This window comes from Solwaraspora sp. WMMA2065, from assembly GCF_030345075.1.
Lineage (GTDB): Bacteria > Actinomycetota > Actinomycetes > Mycobacteriales > Micromonosporaceae > Micromonospora_E.
Genome location: NZ_CP128361.1, coordinates 4,136,588 through 4,158,032 on the forward strand (window position 1 = coordinate 4,136,588; position 21,445 = coordinate 4,158,032).

Below are 21,445 nucleotides of genomic sequence, written 5' to 3' on the forward strand. Positions count from 1 at the left end.
TAACCTGATCTCCGGTCGGCCGGCTCGGTTTCCACCGGCGCGCCAGCCCATGGTGACCAGTCAGTCACTCATCGCCGGCCGCCCTCTCACCGCCATCCGACGTCGATCCGGTCGCCCCGTTCGTCGAAGAAGTGCAGGGCGTCCATCCGGACCGAGACGGCCAGCGGATGGCCGGGGGTGACCGCCGGGTACGGGGCCAGTCGCACGGCCAACTCGGCCGGCCGGCGGTGGTGCCGCCCCGGATCGCTGAGCACGCTCTCCCGGTCCGGGCCGGACTCGGCCGACTGGTCTCCGACGTCCGCCCGCCTGACGGACCGACCGGTGAGGCGCTGCATCACGCCGCCGAACCGGCGCAGCCGGCTACCGGCACCGGCCGGTTCCACCGCCGTACCGGCGAGGTCGTCGACCACGATCGCGGTAGCCCCGATGTCGAGGTAGGCCAGCGACTCGTGGCCGTGGTGTTCGAGGAACCGGATCCGGCCCTGCAGCACGTCGCCCGGGCTGCCGGGGGCCACCGGGGTCAGCGCCTCGGCCCGCAGGCCGACCACGATGCGTTCCCCGTGGTAGTGCGACACGGCCCGGGCCCGCAGATCGGTCCAGGGCAGGTAGATGGTCTGTTCGCCCAGGTTGAGCGCGACGTAGCGGTCGAGATGGACGTAGACCGAGGCCTCCAGCAGGTTCATCCGGGGACTGCCGAGGAACGCGGCGACGTAGAGGGTGGCCGGCCGGCCGTACACCTCGGTCGGGGTGCCGACGTCCTGCAGCACGCCCTTGCGCATGATCGCCACCCGGTCGGCCATGGTGAGCGCCTCGGCCTGGTCGTGGGTGACGTAGACGGTGCTGACGCCGAGCTCGCGGACCAGCCCGGAGATCTCCGCCCGCAGCTCGGCCCGCAACCCACTATCCAGGTTAGACAGCGGTTCGTCCATCAGGAACAGGCCGGGACGGCGGACGATGGCCCGCCCCATCGCCACCCGTTGCCGCTGACCGCCGGATAGCTGACTGGGCTTGCGGGCGAGCACGTCGCCGATGCCCAGCGCGCTGGCGACGTCCGCCACCCGCTCCTGCCGGGACGCCGTCTCCACTCCGGACAGGCGCAGCGGGAAGGCGATGTTGTCCCCCACCGACATGTGCGGATAGAGGGCGAAGTCCTGGAAGACCATCGCGACCCGGCGGTCCCTGGGCGGAATGTCGTTGGCCAGCTCGCCGTCGAGCAGCACCGCACCGCTGCTCGGATCCTCCAGCCCGGCGATCATCCGCAGCACGGTCGACTTGCCGCAGCCGGACGGGCCGAGGAGCACCATGAACTCACCGTCGTTGACGTCGAGGTTGACCTTGTCGACGGCGACGGTCCCGTCGGCAAAGACCTTGGATACATCCTTGAGCGCGACGGTGGTCACCGTCACCTCCCCAGCCATCGGTTGCCGGCCCCCGAATGACTGTGACGAGCGCAATCGCCCTGGCACATCGGGTAAACGTGCCATGTTCGTATTGTAACAGCTCGATCACCAAGAGGTCGGATAGATTACCGAGCGGTTACTTCGGGTAGTCCGACCGGCGACGTACCGAACTCCGGATGCCGGGGCACCCCGTCCCACTGCTGGCCACCCCGACGTAGGAAGTAGTCGAGACCGGCGTCCCAGGTGTGCCCGGCCGCCCGCCGTTCGTACAGGTAGCCGAGCGGATGGGTGCGGTAGATAAGCCCGCCGGCGCGCAGCACCCGGTCCATCAGGCCACGGTCGACCGACCGGGGCACCGGCCGCCAACCACCGACCGCCTCCAGATCTCCGCGCGCCATCAACATCGTGCCGCCGGCCACCGGGGCGCCGTACGCCTCCGGCGGCACCGCCGCCCGGCGGACCGTGACCCCGAGCATCTGCAGCACCACGAACTCGGCTGCCTTGCCGACCAGCATCGCGCCCGAGTACTCCCGGGCCAGCACCAGGTCCCAGATGTGCTCCGGGCCGTACACGTCGTCGTCGTCGACCTTGGTGACCAGGCTGCCCCGGGCCCGCGCGGTCGCCGCGCCCATCACCTCGCCGAAGCTGAACCCGGCGGGCGCGCTGAAGATCTGGATCGGCCGGCCGCACTCGCCCAGCTGCGCCCGCAGGTCCGCCGTCAACTCGATGCCATGCAGGCAGAGCACGATCTCCAACTCCGGGTAGGTCTGCCCGGCCAGCTGCCGCACCACGTCCGGCAGGTACTCGGGACGCCGGGTGACCAGCACCGCGCTCACCGACGGCGGCGCCGCCAGCGCCGGAAATGTGTCGGCGGTGACGTCACCGGCGGCAAACGCGGCGGCGTGCCCACGCAACGCCGCCGACCGCTGCCGTACGCTGCGGATCTCCCACTCCAACGGATCCGCGCCGACCCCGGGCAGGCCGCTACGCAGCACCGCGAGCAACGGCTCGGCCAGCCGGTCCGCCACCGCCGGCGGCAGTTGCGGCACCCGCAGCACGGCACCGGTCGCCGCCAGCTGGGCCAGCAGCGTCGCCTCCGCCGCCGGCGCGATCGCCGGCACGTCGGGGCAGATCAGATGGGTGAACCGGCGGATCGCCGCCAACTGGTCACCGGACAGCGGTACGCCGGCCAACCCGCCGCGCGCCACCGGCACCGCACCGGCTCCGGCTGCCGGTGCCGACCCGGCGGGGGCGGACTCAGCCGGCCGCACCTGCCAGCCGGGCACCGGGTCGGCGGGCAGGAACTCCAACACCCCGGTCGGCTCCGTCGGCCCGTACCGGCGGCCCCGGCTGACCGGATTCGCCACCGCCGAATCGATCAGCACCAGCGGCTGCCGGTTGGCCACCCGGGCACCGGTGCCACTGGCGGTCACCGCCACCCCGACCAGGTCCGCCGCGGCGGCCAGCGTCGCCGCGTCCGGGGCGAGCACCACGTCGTACCCACGGATCTCGGGGTTCGTCGTCAACGCCCCGGTCACCGAATGGTTGGCGGCGACCGGCAACCAGCCGGGCGCCACCCCGACCGCCGCGACGTCGGCGCTGGCTGGTCGGGGCAACGGCCGGACCGGCGCCAGCACCGCCAACGCGGCGGTGAGCAGATCGTGCAGCGGAATCGGCTCGACCAGGTCGACGCTGAGCCGTGCGTTGCCGCCACCGCGCGGCAGCCGCACCCGGTGCCGCCGCAGGCCCGGCACCGGACCCAGCCGGCCGGACCAACCAGCGGTCGGCGGACGCCAACGGCGTACCCGGACCACCAGCTGGCGGGTCGGCGTGGCCGCGGCCGGCTCAGCCAGCAGGCGGCGCAGCGCCGCCACCGAGTCGGCGTCCACCAGCGCCCGGCGGGCCGCCCCGGTGGTCGGCCCGGACACCGGGCGGCCGTCCGGTCGATCGGTCAACCGGACCCGCCACCACCAGCGCCGGTGATCGGGACTCCCGCCGCGCACGACGCCGCCCACCGTATTCTCCGCCACCTGCGCCACCCTGTCGTTCCGGCTCGGAGCACCACGTCGGGCCGACACGCGCGACGCCCGACCCACATCACGGCAGAGGCTACCGGCCGGGCTTCCGGTACGCTGCACGCGTGTCCCTGCCTGGTGCCGTGTCCGCCGCTCCGTCACCACACAACGACTGGACGCTGATCGCCCCCGTCGAGCCCGGTCACCCGGCGCCCACCGCCCAGGTGAGCGTGCTGGTGGTCGGCGGTGGTGGCGACCCGGCGGCCGCTGCCCGTACCGTCGCCGCACTGCGCCAGCAGCGGTACCCTGACCGGCTGTTGCAGATCGTCACCGTTGCCGCCGACAGCGCCTTCGCCGACGAGGTCGGCACCGCGAAGGGCGAGATCATCGTCCGGATTCCGGCCGGGGCGGTCCCGGCACCGGACCTGGTCTCGGCGCTCACCCGCTGGCAGCAGGCCAGTCCGGCGGCGGTCAGCGTCGCCGTACCGATGATCTTCTCTGGCCGGGCCCCGGACCCGGACGTGATCGTGGCCCACGCCAGCGCCGGCACCCTCGGCCAGCTCTTCCCGGGCAGTACGGTCGACCCCGGGCTGGCCCGCCTGCTCGACACCACGCATCAGCTCCGCACCGCCGACCATCTCGTCTTCCTGGCCGCCGCCGGCACCGGTTACGCCTTTCAGCGCGACCGCTACCAGGCCGGCTCCGACCAGTTCCAGGGCGCCGACGTCGAGGTCGCCTACCGGCTGGCGCAGGCCGGGGCAGTGTTCGTGCCGGAGCCGGCGGCGACGCTGTGGACGGCCGCCGCGGCGGATCCGGTCGCCGCCGGGCGGGCCGACGCCGAGCTGACCGACCTGGTGCCGTTTCCCCGCGAGCGTCGCCGCCGTCCCGGCCGGGTCTGGCAGGTGCCACTGGTGACCGCCGTGGTGCCGGTCGACCAGCCGTACCAGGTGGTCCGGTCCTGCGTCGACCGACTGCTCGGCGGCAACGAGCGCGACCTGCACGTGGTCCTGGTCGGCGACTGGGCCGCAGCCGGGACGGACAGCGGCGGGACGGACAGTGGCCGAGCCGACCTGCGGCTGCTGGCCGCCGAGTACCGCAGCGAACCACGGGTACGGATGGTCAGCAGCGCTCCGGTGACCGCCTTCCCCACGCCGTACCTGCTCCGGGTGCCGCCCCGGCTGGGCGTCGGTCCGCGGACCGTCGGGTCGCTGGTCGCGGCGATGGAGAAGTGGCGGTGTGGTCTGCTGCGGGTGCTGCCGGCCGGTGCCGGTGCTCCGACCCACGCCGTCGAGTTGTGGTCCACCGCGGCCCGCAGCCGGGCGGTGCACGGCGGTACCGCCGACGGCGCGCTGGTCGAGGCTGTTGCCGCCAGCCACGGTCAACGGTGGGAGACCGGCAGCGAGTACGACGTCGTCGACCTGACCACGACCGGGTCGGGCGCGGCCGGCGGCCAGGCTACGGCCGGGCCGCCCGCCGGCCGCCGGGCCGGACAGACGGTCACCGTCGGTGGGGCCCGCAGCCTCGGCCGGGCGACCGTCTTCGTCGCCCGCAAGTACGCCCGCGGGGTACGCCGTCGGCTGGTCTCCCGCTGAGCGTCGATCAACCGCCCCAGCCCAAGGGCGATCATGAAAATTCCTTGTTTCGGGCCGCCAGGCACTGCCCGCTGTTCGGGCACGGCACCGCAGGTGGGCGATGATCTCGCCGGTTCCATCGCACCAATGGTATAGACGTTTCGGCATATAACTTCCCAGTGTCGACCCAGATTACTCTCAGCAAGATCGGCGTTCACTGATCAGCTGTCACCGTCAGCGGACTGACGCCTGCCGATCTGATGGGAGGACGGGAGATGAATCTCCCCCGCAGGATCATCATCGTCGGTGCCACAGCACTGGCCATGGTGGCGGCAGTCACCGGACCGGTCACCGCCGCCGAACCGGAGGGAACGATCCGGCACGCCGGTGGACCGACCGCCGTACCGGACAGCTACATCGTGGTCTTCAAGAAGAGCGCGGTCACCCGGGGACAGGTCGCCGCGACCGCCCGCAGCCTCGCCGGCCAGCACGGCCGGACGGTGGCCCGCACCTACACCGCCGCGCTGCGCGGCTTCGAGATCTCCGCCAGCGCGAAGCAGGCGGCCCGGATCGCGGCCCACCCGGCCGTCGAGTACGTCGAGCAGAACCACACCGTACGGATCGCCGACACCCAGCCGAACCCGCCGTCGTGGGGGCTGGACCGGATCGACCAGCGCGATCTGCCGCTGAACGACTCGTACACCTACCCGAACACCGCGTCCAATGTGCACGCGTACATCATCGACACCGGGATCCGGTTCAGCCACAACGACTTCGGCGGCCGCGCGGTCAGCGGCTTCGACGCCGTCGACGGCGGGTCGGCCGACGACTGCAACGGCCACGGCACGCACGTCGCCGGCACCGTCGGCGGCACCGCGTACGGCGTCGCCAAGGGTGCCACCCTGGTCGGCGTCCGGGTGCTGAACTGCTCCGGCAGCGGCACCACCGCCGGCGTCATCGCCGGGGTGGACTGGGTGACCGACAACGCCGAAATGCCGGCGGTGGCCAACATGAGCCTCGGCGGTGGCGCCAACACCTCGCTGGACACCGCGGTGCGCAACTCGATCGCCGCTGGTGTCACCTACAGCCTGGCGGCGGGCAACAGCAACGCGAACGCCTGCAACACCTCCCCGGCCCGGGTCACCGAGGCGATCACCGTCGGCTCCACCACCAGCAGCGACGCGCGGTCCAGCTTCTCCAACTACGGCACCTGCCTGGACGTGTTCGCTCCCGGGTCGTCGATCACCTCGGCCTGGCACACCAGCAACACCGCGACGAACACCATCAGCGGCACCTCGATGGCCGCGCCGCACGTGGCCGGCGCGGCGGCCCTGGTCGCCTCGGCCAACCCCGGCTGGAGCCCGCAGGAGGTCCGCGACTACCTGTACGACAACGCGACGGGGGGTGCGGTGGGCAACCCGGGCAGCGGCTCGCCCAACCGGCTGCTGTACGTGGTCAACGACGGCACCCCGCCGGCGGACAACTTCTCCATGTCGGTCAGCCCGACGTCCGGCTCGACCACGCCGGGTGGTTCGGTGACGGCGACCGTCTCCACCGCCACCACGTCCGGCTCGGCGCAGTCGGTCAGCTTCTCGGCCAGCGGTCTGCCGAGCGGCGCGACCGCCAGCTTCAGCCCGTCGAGCGTCACCTCGGGCGGCTCGGCCAGCCTGACCGTCAGCACCTCGGCGAGCACCCCGGGCGACAGCTACCCGGTCACCGTCACCGGCACCGGCAGCTCGGCGACCCGTACCGCGACGTTCACCCTCACGGTGATCGGCCCGGGCGGCAGCTGCACCGGCACCAACGGCACCGACGTGGCGATCCCGGACAGCGGGTCGTGGGTGAGCAGCAGCATCTCGATCAGCGGCTGCAGCAGCACCCCCTCGTCGTCGTCGACGGTGGACGTCAACATCCAGCACACCTACCGGGGTGACCTGATCGTCGACCTGATCGCCCCGGACGGCTCCTCCTACCGGTTGAAGAGCTGGGCGTTCTTCGACGGAGCCGACAACGTGATCGAGACGTACACGGTGAACCTGTCGTCGGAGACCGCCAACGGGACCTGGCAGCTGCGGGTCCGCGACATCTTCAGCGGCGACACCGGCTACATCAACACCTGGTCGCTCGAGCTGTGATCCTGTCCCAAGCCCGGTCGAGTCGACCCTGACCGGCTCCGACAGGCACTGCACCGGACCGGGGGCGTCGTAGGTCTGCGACGCCCCCGGTCCGGTTGCGCGCCGGGCTCACGCTCGGCGGGCAATCCGGTTGGGTCAGTCGAGGAGGTACGACTCCAACTGGTCAGCCAGCTCCCGGTGGTGGTTGAGCGCCGCCAGATGGCCACCGCCGATCTCGTCGGGCGTGATGCCGAGCCGCTGCGCGACCAGGCCACGGATGAACCCGGCGGGAAAGAACCGGTCGTCGCGGCAGACGACGAACCGGGTTGGCACATCCGGCCAGGCCGGCAGCGGCCAGGGCTGCCCGAACGGCGTGCCGGACTGGTCGCGGTCGCGCCGCAGCACCTCCGCCGCCAGGTCGTCCGGCATCCCGTGAACGTCGCCATCGAGCCTCCAGCACACTCGGCTACCAGCTGCCACAAACGGGACCAGCTGTCACACCGACGCCGGTCGGCGTATTGCAGTTCTCACCAGCGACAGTACAAGTGTCGGGCATCTGACCTGCCGCTACGCCATCCGGCCCGGTCCCACGGACGTCACCTGCATTGCCCGGCCCACCGGCTGGGCAACCCGTCACGCAGATACGCCGACCGGCAGGAGGCCGCTGATGACCGCGATCCACCCAGCCGCCGTGACGATCCGTACCGCCGGAGTGGACGACCTTCCGCAGGCCGCCACGCTGCTCACCGAGGCGTTCCTGATCGCGCCGGTGTCGCAGTGGCTGGTCGGCGACCTGGAGGCACGGACGGAGATCTTCCGGACGCTGTTCACCATCGAGCTCGATCACGCCATCCGGGCCGGCGGCACGGTGCACATCGCCGGCCAGTTCAGCGGGGTCGCGGTCTGGCACCCGCGCGGGCGGCGTACGCCCACCGAGCCGCAGACGGTCAGCAATCACGAGCTGCAACTGCTCACCGCGACCGGACGGTGGCAACCCCGCTTCGCCGCGTTGGGCCGGATCCTGGCGGCGCACCATCCGTGGCAGCCGCACTGGCATCTGGCCTACCTGGCGGTGGCGCCGTGGCGGCAGGGCGGCGGGTTGGGCAGTGCGCTGCTGCGGCACCACCACCGGCATCTGGACGGCTACGGAACCCCCGGTTACCTGGAGGCGACCACGCCCCGCAACCGGGACCTCTACCTCCGGCACGGCTACCGACCGCACGGACCGGTCCGGCTGCCCGACGGCCCGCCGATCTGGCCGATGTGGCGCGAGCCCCGGCCCCGGAGCGTGGCCGGCTGACGGCCCGGCTCGGCTGCTCGTCGGCGACGCGCAGGGCGAGTTGAACACGGGACATCCGCGCCGCCGAACTTGATTAGACCAACATTTAAACAACGAGGTTGCGACCTGACTCGACAATTGTCAAACTAGACGAGTGTCAAGACAAGAGCTGTCGATCGTGCCGGACGCGTCGACCTGCTGCCCCCCGCTGACCGACCAGGCGCTGACCGACGACGCAGCCGCCAGCCTGGCCCGCGGCTTCAAGGCCCTCGGCGACCCGGTGCGGCTGAGACTGCTGTCCCTGATCGCGTCCCAGGCTGGCGACGAAGTGTGCGTCTGCGACCTGACCGACGCGTTCACCCTGACCGGGCCGACGATCTCGCACCACCTCAAGGTGCTGCGCGAGGCCGGTCTGATCGACTGCGAGCGTCGCGGCACCTGGGTGTACTACTGGATCGTCCCGGCCCGGCTCACCGCCCTGTCCCAGCTACTCGACGTCCCGATCGCCACCACCGGAGTCACCCGTTGACCGCCGACAAGGCACCGCCACTCGTCCTCGCCCCGATGACCGACGCACACCGCAACGCCGTACTCGACATCTACCGGCTCGGCATCGCCACCGGCAACGCTACCTTCGAGACCGAGCCGCCTTCCTGGGACAACTTCACGGCCACCCGCCTGCCGGACCACCGCTGGGTCGCCGTCGACCCCGCCGCCGGAGTGCACACCGTCGTCGGCTGGGCCGCCTGCGCCCCTGTCTCGGACCGGTGCGTCTATGCCGGGGTCGTCGAGCACTCCGTCTACGTCCACCCCGACGCCCGCGGGCGCGGCATCGGCCGGCAACTGCTCCAGCAGTTGATCACCGCCACCGAACAGGCCGGCATCTGGACCATCCAGTCCGGAGTCTTCCCCGAGAACACCGCCAGCATCGCCCTGCACCACGGATGCGGTTTCCGTACCATCGGCACCCGCGAACGCATCGGCCGCCATCACGGCCGCTGGCGTGACGTCGTCCTCCTCGAACGCCGCAGCCCGAACATCGGCTGACCTTCCGACCGGCGCGCCCCGGGCCGGGTCGGTCGCGGATGATCGGATCGGGCCGCAGAAGTCGGGCGCCGCCGAGGCGGGTTCGGCCAGGCTGAACGGCGAAGGGAGGCTTCGTGATCTCGGCACTCAATCGGCTGGTCGACCTCGTCGAAGAGCACCTGACCGAGGAGTTCGACGTCGACGCGGTGGCCGGCACGCTCGGCACGACCGAGTACCACCTGCGCCGGATGTTCTCGTCGCTGGCCGGCATGCCGCTGTCGGAGTACGTACGCCGCCGCCGGATGACCGTCGCCGCCGCCGACCTCGTTCGCGGCGACGACGATCTGCTGAGCATCGCCGTCCGGTACGGGTACGGCTCGACGGAGGCGTTCGGGCGGGCCTTCCGGGCCGTACACGGTGTCGGCCCGGGTGACGTGCGCCGTCGCGGAGGCCCCCTTCGCACCCAGTCACAGCTCAGGTTCCGCCTGACCGTCGAAGGGAACACTCCGATGCACACCCGAATCATCGACCGGCCCGCCTTCCGGCTCGTCGGACACGCGGCCCGGGTCCCGCTGATCCACCACGGCGTCAGCCCGCACATCCAGCGGCACATCGCCGCACTACCGGCCCAGGAGCACTCCCGGCTGAAGTCGCTCGGCAACGCCGAGCCGGCCGGACTGCTGCAGATTCTCCACGACCTCGACCCGGACAGCACCGAGGGCACCGAGCTCACCTACCTGCACGGGGTCGCCATCGACACGGACACGGCCATCCCCGCCGACCTCAACTCCGTCGAGGTGCCGGCCGGCACCTGGGCGGTGTTCCGCACCGCCGGACCGCACCCGCAGACCCTGCAGGCGGCCTGGGCCGCGACCGCCACCGAGTGGTTCCCGTCCAACCCGTGGCGGCTGCGGCCGGGTCCGTCGATGGTTGCCTTCCTCGAACGTGCGGCCGACTTCAGCACCGCCACCTGCGACCTGTGGCTGCCCGTCGAACCGGACTGACGGGGCAGGACTGGCGGGCAGCAGATCGTACGGACAGTCAGGTCGCCGGGTCCGGCGCATCCGCCGCGCCCCGCCGACGGCGACGCAGCAGCAGCCGGGCGACCAGTGCGGGCACCAGATGCAGGACGACGACGAGCACGCCGACCGGCACCGCCAGCTGACCGATCGAAAGTCCGTGCAGCGCCAGCACCAGTGCCGCGCATCCGGCGGTGACCAGCGCACCGCCGGATGCGCGGACCAGCACCCGGCGGGCCGGTGGGGCTTCATAGGCACCGTCGGCCGCTGTGGCCCGCCGCGATGTCACCGCCCCGACCACGGCCCAGACCGCGATCAGGGTGGTGAACTGCAGTGCCCAGACGGCAGTCGCCGCGACGCTGGCGTGGTTGGTGTACGCCGGCGCGGCGGTCGTCGCCACCGCGAAGACAACGAAGGCCGGCAGCCAGGTGAAGGCGTAGACGAAGACCGCCGCCCGGACGGCCGCCGCTGGCCTGCTCTGCCGGTCCCGCAGCGGCAGGACCTGCTCGGCGATGCTGACCCGCACCTCGTCGGAGGCCCAGACCAACTTACGGTCCGGACCTGACGGAGGCGCCGGTGGCACAGGGCTCGACATGCCGACAAGACTAGCGACCGATCGATCTACTTAGGTACGCGGTCACGCCAGCGGGTCGAGGTGCCGCCGCAGCTCAGCCGCGAACCGGGCGCTGACCTTGGCCGGGGCCAGGGCTTCGACGTGGTCGCGGACCGCCGCGCGGACCGGCTCGGCGCGGTCCCAGGAACCGCCGGACTCGGTGATCGTCTCGGCGGTCTTGTCCGGGTCGGACAGGTCGAACCGGCGCAGCGCGGCGTCCGGCAGCAGGCCACCGACGGTGGTGCCGGTCGACACGTACGCCGGCAGTCCGAACCCGGCGGTCAGCGCCAGCGCACCGGAGTTCAGCGACGACCGGTACGGGTAGACGGCGGCGTCGGCCGCCCGCAGAAAGTACTGCACGTCGGTGTCGGGTGCGAAGCCAGGGTGGAAGATCACCGCCGGGTGCTCGGCAGCCCGGCGCATGAAGTCGGGGCCGCCGGCCTCCTCGCGTACCTTGCCGGCGACCAGCCAGCGCAGCCGTGGGTCGAGCCGGACCGCGACATCGAGCGCGTCGAGGAAGTCGCCGTGCCCCTTGTACGGCCGGACCTGCCCGAAGGTGACCAGCACCCGGACGCCGAGCGGGATGCCGAGGTGGCTGCGGGCGGCGGGCCGGTCCACCCAGTCCGGGTAGGCGCCGGCGAAGGTGGGGTGCGGGGCGATCACCACGCGTCGGGGCTCGGCTCCGAAGGTCTCCCGCAGGATGTCGAGGTGGCTGTCGTGCATCAGGTGCACCACATCGGCGGCGGCGAGCATCACCTGGCGCAGCCGGGTTTCGGTCGCCCGGTGCACAGTCTCGTGCGGGAGCAGGTTGTGCACCGTCCAGACCAGCCGTACGCCCTGGTCGCGCAGGGTGTCCAGCCGCTTGGCGAAGGCATCGACCGCTGCCTCGGCCTGGCTGGTGGTGGTGCAACCGGAGGTGACGTCGTAGAGCCAGTGCACGTGCAGCACCCGGCCGACGCCGTCGGGCAGCGCGGGCAGCAGTTTGTCCAGTTGGTCGAGGCGGCGGACCCGGATCGGCGTCAAGTTGTGCCCGGCGAACCGGCTGTACAGCAACGACTGGTACGGGTTGGCCCTGTCGACCGGCCAGTGCAGCCAGGCGACCGGGGGGCGGCCGGTGTCGGACCAGTCGGCGGCGGTCAGCGCGCTCAGCGCGTCGTCAAGCAGGTGTCCGGCGGAGGTGCCACGGCGCCAGGGAACGATCACGGCTGCCCACCGTACCGTGCACCGGTGCCGGCGGCGACCGCTCGGGCGACGGATGCGCTGGCCGGGTCGCCGGCACGTACCTCGGTGACGCCGCCGGTCGCCGCGAGTCGGGTGAGGACACTGGTGGTGAGCTGGTCTCGCAGGTCGGACGGCAGCCCTGACCAGGCAGGACGCCAGTACGCAAGCGGTGCGGGTCGGCCGGTGACGGTGGCCTCGATCGGGGCGGCCGGATCGGGTCGGTGCAGGGTGAGCCGGACCGCGTCGCCGGCCGGTCGACCCGCGGGCGGCGGGTCGGCGGCCGGGCCCGGGGCGCCGACGCCGACGGACCGGACCCGCCGCTGCTCGGTCTCGTTCGCCGCCCCGCGCTGCACCAGCCGGAGCAGGGCCGCTGTTACGCCCTGACGATCACCCCTGCGCTCGGCGACGCCGACGAGAAGACGAACGTCGCTCGCGGTAACGTTCGGGCTGTAGAGTTGCGCCGCTGGCCGGCCGGCCATGCGCTGTAGCCGACCAGCCATCCGCCGGGCCGGGCGCAGCACGCGACGTACTCTACGAATCAGGGTCACCGGCCCAGATTACCCAGTCGTGACGTGAGGTGAACGCGGTGCCATCTCCGACGGTCAGCGTCGTCGTGCCGGTCTACAACACAGAGAAATGGCTCGCGGAAGCGCTCGGATCCATCGAAGGCCAGCCTGGTCGGGACCTGGTCGAGGTCATCGTGGTCGACGACGGCTCGACTGACGGGTCAGCCGAGATCGCCCAGCGGTACGCCACTCAGGCCACCGCGGTGCGCTACGTCCGGCAGGACAACGCCGGGCTCGGCGCGGCCCGCAATCATGGCGTGCGCCTCGCCACCGGCCGCTACCTGGCGTTCCTCGACTCGGACGACATCTACCCGGACGGCGCGCTCAGTCACCTGACCGGGCTCGCCGACCACCATGAGGCGGCGATCGCCGTCGGCGACATGCAAGGGCTGCCGCCCCGGCCGAACCCCGCCTGGCGTCGTGAACTGCTCATCGGTGAACGGGTCGTCGAGCACATCGCGCACGCCCCGGATCTGGTTGGCAACCCGTCGGCCTGCAACAAGATCTTCCGCCGGGATCTGGTCGACGCGGTCGGCGTCACGTTCACCGAGGGCACCGCGTTCGAGGACGTGTTGTTCACCATCCCGTTGCTGGCCAGATCGCCCCGGACGATCCTCACCCCCCGGCTGAGCTACCTCTACCGACAGCGGGGGGACAATTCCTCGCTGATGGATTCCCGCAGCCAGCCGGCCCGGATCATGCAGCATCTGACCATCATCGAGCGGCTCGCCGACGAGGTGCGGGACCTGCGCCCGGACGACCGCGAAGCGGTGTACCGGTGGATCGCCTACATGCAGCTGCATTACGCGTGGCGGGCGGCGGCCGGCTGCGACGACGATCAGCTCGCCGAGTTCACCGCCCGAATACACAGCCTCTTCAAGGACATCCCGATCGATGTGGCCAGCGAGTTCGTCGGCAACGCCGGGGCCGGGTTGCGCGCCGTCGCGATCTACGAGCAGGACGCCGCGACCGTACGCCGGCCGCGTTCCAGCCGACCGCTGCGGGTGCACGCCGGCCAGCCGTACCTCGGGCACCCCGACTTCGACACCTACCGCGATCTGCTCCGGGTCCGCGAGATGACAGTCAGTGTCAAGGCGCTGCGTGGCAGTCGGCCGGTCACCGGCCCGGCAGCCGCTGGCCCGACAGTCGCCGTCGAGGGCACGGTGCGCTGCGCCGGCATCGACGGCGAACCCGGTCAGGTCCGCTCCGACCTGCTGCTGGAGGTCGGGGACGGGCTGCTCCGCCAACCGGTCACCGTCGAATCCCGCGAAGGCAACGATCTGCGCTGGTCCTGCCGGCTGGCCGCCGGTGAGCTGGCCCCCGGCCGGTACCCGGTCCGGCTGGTCGTCCGGGACAGCGGCCGCGAGTACGCCGTACCGCCGGGGCCGGAGCGCGGCGGCCGGGGCACCCTCGGCACCGGTCCGACCCGGGTCGGCGCCCGGGTGCTCTGGCTGACGCCGGACGCCGCCGGGCCGACGCTGGTCGTCACCGACGGCACCGCCGGCACCCTGGCCCGCAGTCCGCAGTGGCTGTCCGAGATGGGTGCCCGACAGAGCCGGAACCTGCTCCGCCGGGCATGGCGGACGGCACGGTCCGGTCGACGGCGACTGACGTCCCGCGGTACCGACAGCTGACCGACCACCGTCCGTCCGCCCCGATCCGGGATCAGCGGGCGGCCGGCGGTGCCGGCTCGCCGAGCAACGCGCGGCGGACCACCCGCTCGGCGGCGTGCCCGTCGTCGAGGTGGCAGAACCGCCCCCGGAACTGGGTCCGGGCCTTGGCCGCGGCGTCGTCGTCGACCGCTCCGGTACGGAACACGTCCAGCAGGTGGCCGAAGGTGGTGGCGACCGCTCCCGGAGGTTCCGCGGTGATGTCGAAGTAGACGCCCCGCGCCATCGCGTACGCTGCAGCGTCCGGCGCGTAGATCACGATCGGTCGGTCCAGGATCGCGTAGTCGAACATCGCCGACGAGTAGTCCGTGATCAGCACGTCGGCGGCGAGGTACAGGTCCTCGACCACCGGGTGCGCCGACACGTCCCGGACCCGGCCGCTGGCCGGGGCGTTGGGCGCCCGGCCGGTCCGCTGCCGGTCGTGGAAGTAGTGGCTGCGGATCAGCAGCCAGGCGTCCGGGCCGAGGACCTCGGCGAAGGCGTCGGCGTCGAAGTCCGGCCGCCAGCCGGGCTGGTGTTCGCGGTGGGTCGGCAGGTAGAGCACCACCCGCTCGCCGGCAGCGATACCGAGCGCCTCCCGGGCGGCTGCCACCTCGGCGTCGGTGGCCAGCGCCAGCCGGTCGTTGCGCGGATAGCCGGTGTCGAGCGACTCGAAGCCGGCCGGGTAGGCGCGCTCCCACATCTGGGTGGAGAAGTGGTTGGCGCTGACGCTGTAGTCCCACCGGTCCACCCGGCGCAGCAGCAGGGAGAAGTTCATCGAGGTGGCGCCGATCGGGTGCCGCTGCTGGTCCAGACCCATCACCTTGACCGGCGTGCCGTGGTGGGTCTGCACGTGCACCGAGCCGGGCCGCTTGCGCACGTAGTCGGGGAAGTTCACGTTGTTGATCAGCCACTTTGACCTTGCCAGGGCCCGGTAGTAGCCCCGGGTGCCGGCGACGACGTACGGCACGCCGGCCGGCATGCTCGGCGCCAGGTCCCGACGAACCACCCAGACGCTCTTGATCTGCGGGGCGATCTGCGCCGCCTTGGCGTGGATCGCCGCCGGGTTGCAGCTGTAGCCCCGGTACCAGTACGCGGCGTACAGCGCCAGCGACTGGTCCATCGGCAGCCGCAGCTGCAGCCGGTAGTAGCCGCGCAGCAACACCCGCCGACCGGCCCGGGCCAAGTTGATCAGCCGCCGCTTGACCGGCCGGCCGAGGCGTCGGGAGACCGAGGGCAGCTTCTTGCGGGCCTGCTGACCGACCCGCAACGCGGCGAAGGTACGCCACCGATTGGCGGCCAGCAGCCGCCGCTTCAGTCCTTCCACGCCGTCCGGCTCGGGGTAACCGCCGGCCGGCAGCCGCCGTTGGTAGTCGGCGTGTGCCCGGGCGAAGAACTCCCGGTGCAGCTCGCGGGGCAGCCGGCCGCCGTGCCCCAGCACCATCAGATAGTGGGAGATCATCAGACCGAACAGCTCGGGCCGGACCGGATCGGCCTGCGGGCCGCGGGCGTCCAACCAGTCAAAGGTGTGGCCCCAGTGGTCGAACATCTCGAAGTGCCGGGCGCTGCGGGTCCGAGTGATCGCGCCGGTGCGGCGCTGCCGGTAGTTGACGCACGCCCGGTCGAGTACGGTGATCCGCTCGGCCGCGACCAGCAGCGGGAAGGTGAACGACACGTCCTCGTACCAGCCAGCCTCGAACCGCAGCCCGAGATCGACCAGGAACTCCCGGCGGGTGACCTTGTTCCAGGCGGTGTGCAGGACCTTGAGCGTCTCCGGTCGGGTCCGTACGTCGAACACCTCGGCACCGGGCGAGGTCGGGAACGCCTGGCGCAGTGCGCTACCCGCCTGGTAGTTGTTCCAGAACACCCGTACGTGGTCGACGATCAGCACGTCGGGCGTGGTGTCGCGGAGCCGGTTGGCGACCGCCCGCAGCGCGCCGTCGGTCAGCCAGTCGTCGCTGTCCAGAAACCAGACGTATTCGCCGGTCGCCGCGTCCAGGCCGGCGTTTCGGGCCTTGCCCAGACCGACGTTGGCCGGCAGCGACAGCACGGTCAGCCGGGGGTCGCGGGCGGCGTACTCGGCGAGGATCTGCCCGGAGGTGTCCGGCGAGCAGTCATCGACCGCGATCACCTCGACGTCGGTGAACGACTGCCCGAGGATGGAGTCAAGGCACTCCCGCAGATAGCCCTGCACCTTGTACACCGGCACAACGATACTGATCAACGTCATCGGTCATCACCTGCGATCGTGCCGGCGGGGCGGCCGGCGGGGTGGAGGGAGGGAGCCGGATCAGCCGGTATGGCCGGCGACCGGCGGGGTGCCGGAATCCGGGCGACGGCGCCCGGCGGGCGGTGGTGCGCTGCTCGATCCGGTGCCGGCGGCCGGTGATCGACGACCGCGGTCACGAGGAAGTGCAGCATCAGATAGCCGGCGAACGCGGCGACCACACCGGTGGTCACCGCGACCGGGTCGACCGTCGCGGGCAGCCCGGGAGCGAGCAGCATCGGTCCGGCAGCGGCGGCGGCGAGCAGCAGTACTCGGCCGTCCCAGCCGAGGCTCCACCGGCGCAGCGGTGGTCCGTCGAGCCGTTTTTCCAGCCGGGCGGTGAGATCGTAGTGGTGCAGGGCGAGGATCAGCAGCAGTCCGTAGGTGACCGCGGCCGGCACGCCGGCGACCACGCCGGCCGCTACGACGAAGAGAAGCTCAGCCGCCCGCAGCGCCGCCGGCACCAGCCAGTCGAGCGCGCCGGTGGCCGGCCTGGCCGCGCTGGCCGAGCCGGCCGCCAGCAGGGCCGCCGCGCCGACTAGGACGGCGCCGGCACCGGACAGCACGCCGGTCGCGGTCAGGACCAGCAGGGTCGCGGCGGCCCCGGCGGCGGTCACCGCGAGGGGCAGCTGCCCGGCGGGGGACCGACCGGTCAGCAGACCGGCGATCCGACTGGCCAGGAAACCGTCGTCGCGGTAGGTCGCGGTGTCCGCCGCCGCCAGCACCGAAACCCGCATCGACCGGGCCCGCAGGGTCCGCAGGCCCGCCGTCCAGATGGCCGCGAGCATCCCCCAGCCGAGCACGGCCCACAGGCTGACCAGCGGGCCGAACAGCGCCACGGTGGCGGCGATCAGTGCCCACCGCTCGCCGATCGGAAAGACGATGGTCCGTTTCGCCCAGTAGATCGGCGAGCGCGGCCCGGCGAGCACCCGGTCGGAGGCCTGGCTGAGCCGACCGCCGACCCCGCCCACCGCCGCGCCGGTGGCCGGCCGGTGGGCAGCTTCGTCGTGCAGCGCCCCGTACCAGGCGTCGGTCATGTGCCGGACGGTCTGCAACACGATCGCGGCGGTGGCCAGCACCCATCCGTCGGTCGCCCACCCACCGGCCAGTCCCGCCTGGTGTACGCCGACGCCGAGCCCCGCGTAGACCAGGTACTCCTTGCCCCGGTCGGCGATGGTGTCCAGCCAGCCGCCGAACGCGCTGAACCGGCCGGTGTAGCGGGCCAGCTGGCCGTCGACGCAGTCGAGCACGAAGCCGAGATAGAGCAGGACCGCACCGAGCAGCAGCAGCGGTCGGTCACCGACGGCGAACAGCAGCGCGGCGGCGGCGGCGAACGCGACCGAGATCGTGGTGACCCCGGTCGGGCTCAACCCGATCCGCGCCGCGAGCTTCGCAACGATTGGTGACCAGCTGCTTACAAAGTAGGTGGCGAACAGGTCGTCATGTTCCTTGACCGCGAGGCGCAGTCGGGCCCGGTCGGGGTCGACGGCACGGATCCGGGCCTCGGCGTCGGACAGACCGACCGGGTCGGCCACCCGCCGGGCCACCAGGTGCCGCAGCGGGTACGCCCCGACGGTGGCACCGTCGGCGACGAACTCGGCGAGGATCGCGTCCAGCGGGTGGGCGCCCGGTGGCAGTCGCCGGGTGGCGCCGGCCCGGGCCGCTGTGGCCAACGCGGACAGGTCATCGACGCCCACCCGCAGTACGCCACCGAAGAGCGGAAGCCGGCCCGCACCGGCCGCACCGACGGTGGCCGAACCGACAGTGACCGGGTCTGCACCGGTTGGGTCGGTGGTGACGGCGACGATCCGGCCGCGCAGCGCGCTGACGGCGGCGGCCCGACCGGCACCGGAGCCGTCCTCAGTGGTCAGCAGCAGCGCCCGGGTGGTATCGGCCGGCGCCACGCAGAGCAGTCGAATCACCTCAGTGTGGGCGACCACGTCGGTGGCGCACAGCAGGACCGGCCCGGCGGCCCGCTCGACGAGGTCGGCGACGATGCCCGGTGCTGCAGTCCGCACCTCGTCGGCACCGGCCGCCACGAGCTGCCCCCGGAGGTGATCGTTGAGCGACGATCCACTTGCTGTGCGCAACTCTCCGGCATCGGCGCTGGTCGGGGTAGCAGAAGCCCGGTTCGCCGCAATCAGGATCGCCAGTGTCACATTCGCGCGCTTCCGTCTAGACGAGCGCGCGAGGCGCTCCGAGGGGTGGCGTCGCCCGAGCGCGCCGACGAGGGTGGGGGCACCGTCGGTGTGGGCAACGCCGGCAAGATTAGCAGTCGGTGAACAATGCGGGTAGCTCGCACGTCCGAGAGATGACGCCGCCCTGGCGCGGCCCCTGAATGATCTTGAATCGGTCAGGGTAACGCCGTACGGGAGCCACGCCGCGAATCGGTCCGTGGACGGAGGTCACCACGTCCCGGCGTACCTACCGTGGAGTGTGGCAGACCCGCCAGCAACGACACCCGAAGGAGCGTCCGATGAGCCGCAAACTGGTACGTCCCCGCGACGGACGGATGATCGCCGGCGTCTGCGCCGGGCTCGGCCAACGATTCGGCATCTCAGCGGGAATGGTGCGGTTGATCTTCCTGCTCTCGCTACTGCTGCCCGGCACCCAGGTGATCATTTACCTGGCGTTGTGGATCGTGATGCCGAACGAGGACCGTAACCTCGCCACGTCGTACTGAGCGGTCACCGACGGACCGCGACGAAGACCTGTTCCGGCAGGTCGTCGCGGACCGCCCAGTACCGCGGATCGAACTGGTCGCGGTGGAACCGCAGTTCCTGCCAGATCAGCTCGTCGCCGTCCCGGGTCAGGACGAAGACGTCGATCGGCCCGAACGCGGTCGCCGCAGACTCGGCGGCGAACGTCGCCGGGTCCTCCTGGTCGGCCAGGTCGCGCAGCTCGGCCCGGCGTTCGTCCCACCGGGACAGGGTGCCCGCCGCGGTCCGGTCGTTGCTCAGGTAACCGGGCCACGGCAGGTACGAGAAGAGCCGTTCGTCGACGGTGAGGGTGACCCGGTCTGGGTCCGGCCCGGTGACCTGCTCGACTGCTCGGCGTACCGGCTCGACCGGGAACCAGTCGGCGCGGCCGGTATCGGGCGCGTACCGGGGATAGCCGCCGTCGGGCAGCGGCTCGGCGTGCGCGGCCGTCGCATACCCCGAACCGGAGCCGTTGGTGCCCGGCATCCAGTTCGTGGAGTAGACCGGCACCGCCCAGGCCAGCAGCACCGCCAGCGGCACGCCGGCCAGCCCGACCGGCGGGCTGATCCGCAGCCGGCGCAGCAGCAGCGGCACCACGTGCACCAGGGTCAGCACCCCCGCGACGGCCAGCACCACGCCGTACAGCCGGGCTGTGTAGTGCCCGAAGGCGGTGTGCCCGGTCAGCACGAACCGCACCATCGACAGCAGTCGGTAGGCGAACGCGCCGGCGGCGATCAGCAACAGCGGTCGAGCCCACCAGGTCGACCGGATCAGCCAGACCAGGCCCACCATGCCGGCCAGCTGCAGGCCACGCAGCGGCAGGTCACCCCGATCCAGGAACGGCAGCAGACCATCGAGGTAGTACGGCGACACGAACAGATCGGAGACCAGCTGTCCGCCGTCGGTGGTGGTCAACGCCCACAGGTACGGCAGCACGTACCACGCCGACGACGCGGTGGCGGCTGCGGCGACCAGCAGCAGCCGTCGCAGGTACGCCCACCGGTCCGGCTCGGCCCGCCAGGCCGTCCCGATGATCACCACGAGGCCGAGCGCCGCGTAGACCAGCCAGGCCTGGTAGAGCGCCACCAGCAGACCGCCGAGCAGCCCGCAGACCAGCCAGTGCAGCCGGCCGCGAGGTGGACGGGTGAAGGTCTCCAGGACCCACGGGATGAAGATCATCAAAGCGAGGACCTCGTACGCCTTCCGCGGGTCGGACCAGGCCAGCACCCCCACGCAGGAGATCGCCAGCGCCGTCCAGGGACCCACCTGGCGGCGCCACAGCAGGAAACCGACCAGCACCGACGCCGAGACGAACAGCACCTCGGCGTCGCCGAGCAACCGCCAGGCCGCCTGGTCGAGCAGCACCGCCGCCCGACCGACCAGCCAGGCGTACAGCGGCGGGTACTCCGACGGCAGCCCGGGCACTGTGGTGTCCGCGCTGGTCGCGGTGACCGTGTACCGGGTAGCGGTGGCGGTCATCCGCAGCATGTCCCCGGACAGGCCACCGAAGCCGAACGGGGTGCCGGACAGCGCGGCCCGCAGGATCAGCGCCAGCCAGGCCGAGGCCAGACCGGCGCTGACTCCGGCCAGTGCCGGCATCGTCGTCGGCGCCCACCGCCGGACGGCGACAGCGGCCAGTCCGCCAAGGCAGACCAGCAACAGGCCGCTGGTGACCGGCAGCGACCGGCCGGCCACCGTGAAGGGGTCGGCACGCGCCACCGACGGCAGCACGACCGCCACCGGCGTGGCCACCAACCAGGTCAGTACGGCGAGCAACCCCGGACGGCCGGCCAGTGACCACAACCGGGAAGCCCTGGTCCGGCCCGGCCCTGGCCCCCGCCCCGGATCCGGAGCCAGGTCCGGTCCACGAGATCCGTCCGGATTGCCCTGCTCCGGAATGCGGCCCGATGCCCCCCGGTCGGGCGAACCTACCTTCCGGTCGGGCGGCTCGCCGGTGCCGGCCGGGGATGTCTCGACAGTCATGGTGCTCCGCGGAACCGTTCGTCG

17 protein-coding genes are annotated in these 21,445 nt (G+C 72.0%); 8 read left to right on the forward strand and 9 right to left on the reverse strand.

What is annotated here, in order from left to right:
- Positions 1–86: 86 nt before the first annotated feature.
- Positions 87–1,400: an ABC transporter ATP-binding protein gene (locus O7610_RS18860; protein ID WP_281551985.1), complete on the reverse strand. Its 1,314-nt coding sequence runs from the start codon at positions 1,398–1,400 to the stop codon at positions 87–89.
- A 125-nt stretch (positions 1,401–1,525) separates the two neighbouring features.
- Complete coding sequence (locus O7610_RS18865) at positions 1,526–3,430, reverse strand: glycosyltransferase (protein ID WP_289211452.1); 1,905 nt, start codon at positions 3,428–3,430, stop codon at positions 1,526–1,528.
- Between the two features lie 110 nt (positions 3,431–3,540).
- On the opposite strand from O7610_RS18865, the gene O7610_RS18870 reads away from it, so the two are divergent.
- Positions 3,541–5,007 carry a glycosyltransferase family protein gene (locus O7610_RS18870; RefSeq protein ID WP_289211453.1) on the forward strand — a complete coding sequence of 489 codons (1,467 nt, stop codon included), beginning with the start codon at positions 3,541–3,543 and terminating at the stop codon, positions 5,005–5,007.
- 254 nt (positions 5,008–5,261) lie between these two features.
- Positions 5,262–7,121: a S8 family peptidase gene (locus tag O7610_RS18875; RefSeq protein WP_289211454.1), complete on the forward strand. Its 1,860-nt coding sequence runs from the start codon at positions 5,262–5,264 to the stop codon at positions 7,119–7,121.
- Positions 7,122–7,256: 135 nt separating this feature from the next.
- Here the strand turns inward: O7610_RS18875 and O7610_RS18880 are convergent, their stop codons facing one another.
- Positions 7,257–7,529, reverse strand: a complete 273-nt coding sequence (locus O7610_RS18880; RefSeq protein WP_289211455.1) for an alpha/beta fold hydrolase — start codon at positions 7,527–7,529, stop codon at positions 7,257–7,259.
- A gap of 238 nt (positions 7,530–7,767) precedes the next feature.
- On the opposite strand from O7610_RS18880, the gene O7610_RS18885 reads away from it, so the two are divergent.
- The 4 genes from O7610_RS18885 (at position 7,768) to O7610_RS18900 (ending at position 10,409) form a co-directional block, all read left to right on the forward strand.
- Positions 7,768–8,400 carry a GNAT family N-acetyltransferase gene (locus tag O7610_RS18885; RefSeq protein ID WP_289211456.1) on the forward strand — a complete coding sequence of 211 codons (633 nt, stop codon included), beginning with the start codon at positions 7,768–7,770 and terminating at the stop codon, positions 8,398–8,400.
- A 133-nt stretch (positions 8,401–8,533) separates the two neighbouring features.
- A complete protein-coding gene (locus O7610_RS18890; protein WP_281551991.1) occupies positions 8,534–8,908 on the forward strand; it encodes an ArsR/SmtB family transcription factor in 375 nt (124 codons plus the stop codon).
- Positions 8,909–8,943: 35 nt separating this feature from the next.
- A complete protein-coding gene (locus tag O7610_RS18895; protein ID WP_281555737.1) occupies positions 8,944–9,426 on the forward strand; it encodes a GNAT family N-acetyltransferase in 483 nt (160 codons plus the stop codon).
- Between the two features lie 113 nt (positions 9,427–9,539).
- On the forward strand, positions 9,540–10,409 hold the full coding sequence (locus tag O7610_RS18900) for an AraC family transcriptional regulator (RefSeq protein WP_281551992.1): 870 nt from the start codon (positions 9,540–9,542) through the stop codon (positions 10,407–10,409).
- A 37-nt stretch (positions 10,410–10,446) separates the two neighbouring features.
- On the opposite strand, the gene O7610_RS18905 is transcribed toward O7610_RS18900, so the two are convergent.
- From O7610_RS18905 to O7610_RS18915, 3 genes are read right to left on the reverse strand one after another with little or no spacing between them, the layout of a single operon-like run.
- A complete protein-coding gene (locus tag O7610_RS18905; RefSeq protein ID WP_281551993.1) occupies positions 10,447–11,019 on the reverse strand; it encodes a hypothetical protein in 573 nt (190 codons plus the stop codon).
- Positions 11,020–11,061: 42 nt separating this feature from the next.
- Positions 11,062–12,240, reverse strand: coding sequence for a glycosyltransferase (locus O7610_RS18910; RefSeq protein WP_281551994.1), 1,179 nt, complete (start codon positions 12,238–12,240; stop codon positions 11,062–11,064).
- Positions 12,237–12,779: a hypothetical protein gene (locus O7610_RS18915; protein WP_289211457.1), complete on the reverse strand. Its 543-nt coding sequence runs from the start codon at positions 12,777–12,779 to the stop codon at positions 12,237–12,239. The genes O7610_RS18910 and O7610_RS18915 overlap by 4 nt, the downstream gene beginning before the upstream one ends.
- A gap of 65 nt (positions 12,780–12,844) precedes the next feature.
- On the opposite strand from O7610_RS18915, the gene O7610_RS18920 reads away from it, so the two are divergent.
- Positions 12,845–14,458 (forward strand): glycosyltransferase family 2 protein, encoded by a 1,614-nt coding sequence (locus O7610_RS18920; RefSeq protein ID WP_289211458.1) that lies wholly within the window; start codon positions 12,845–12,847, stop codon positions 14,456–14,458.
- Positions 14,459–14,489: 31 nt separating this feature from the next.
- Here O7610_RS18920 and O7610_RS18925 read toward each other — a convergent pair whose 3' ends face one another.
- Positions 14,490–16,703 carry a bifunctional glycosyltransferase/CDP-glycerol:glycerophosphate glycerophosphotransferase gene (locus O7610_RS18925; RefSeq protein ID WP_281551997.1) on the reverse strand — a complete coding sequence of 738 codons (2,214 nt, stop codon included), beginning with the start codon at positions 16,701–16,703 and terminating at the stop codon, positions 14,490–14,492.
- The gene (locus tag O7610_RS18930) at positions 16,700–18,829 is read right to left on the reverse strand and encodes a DUF5941 domain-containing protein (RefSeq protein ID WP_475053453.1); all 2,130 of its coding nucleotides are present in this window, start codon (positions 18,827–18,829) and stop codon (positions 16,700–16,702) included. Before O7610_RS18930 ends, O7610_RS18925 begins: the two co-directional genes overlap by 4 nt.
- A 386-nt stretch (positions 18,830–19,215) precedes the next feature.
- On the opposite strand from O7610_RS18930, the gene O7610_RS18935 reads away from it, so the two are divergent.
- Positions 19,216–19,422: a PspC domain-containing protein gene (locus tag O7610_RS18935; protein WP_281551999.1), complete on the forward strand. Its 207-nt coding sequence runs from the start codon at positions 19,216–19,218 to the stop codon at positions 19,420–19,422.
- Positions 19,423–19,426: 4 nt separating this feature from the next.
- Here O7610_RS18935 and O7610_RS18940 read toward each other — a convergent pair whose 3' ends face one another.
- Complete coding sequence (locus tag O7610_RS18940; protein ID WP_289211460.1) at positions 19,427–21,421, reverse strand: arabinofuranosyltransferase; 1,995 nt, start codon at positions 21,419–21,421, stop codon at positions 19,427–19,429.
- Positions 21,422–21,445: the final 24 nt, after the last annotated feature.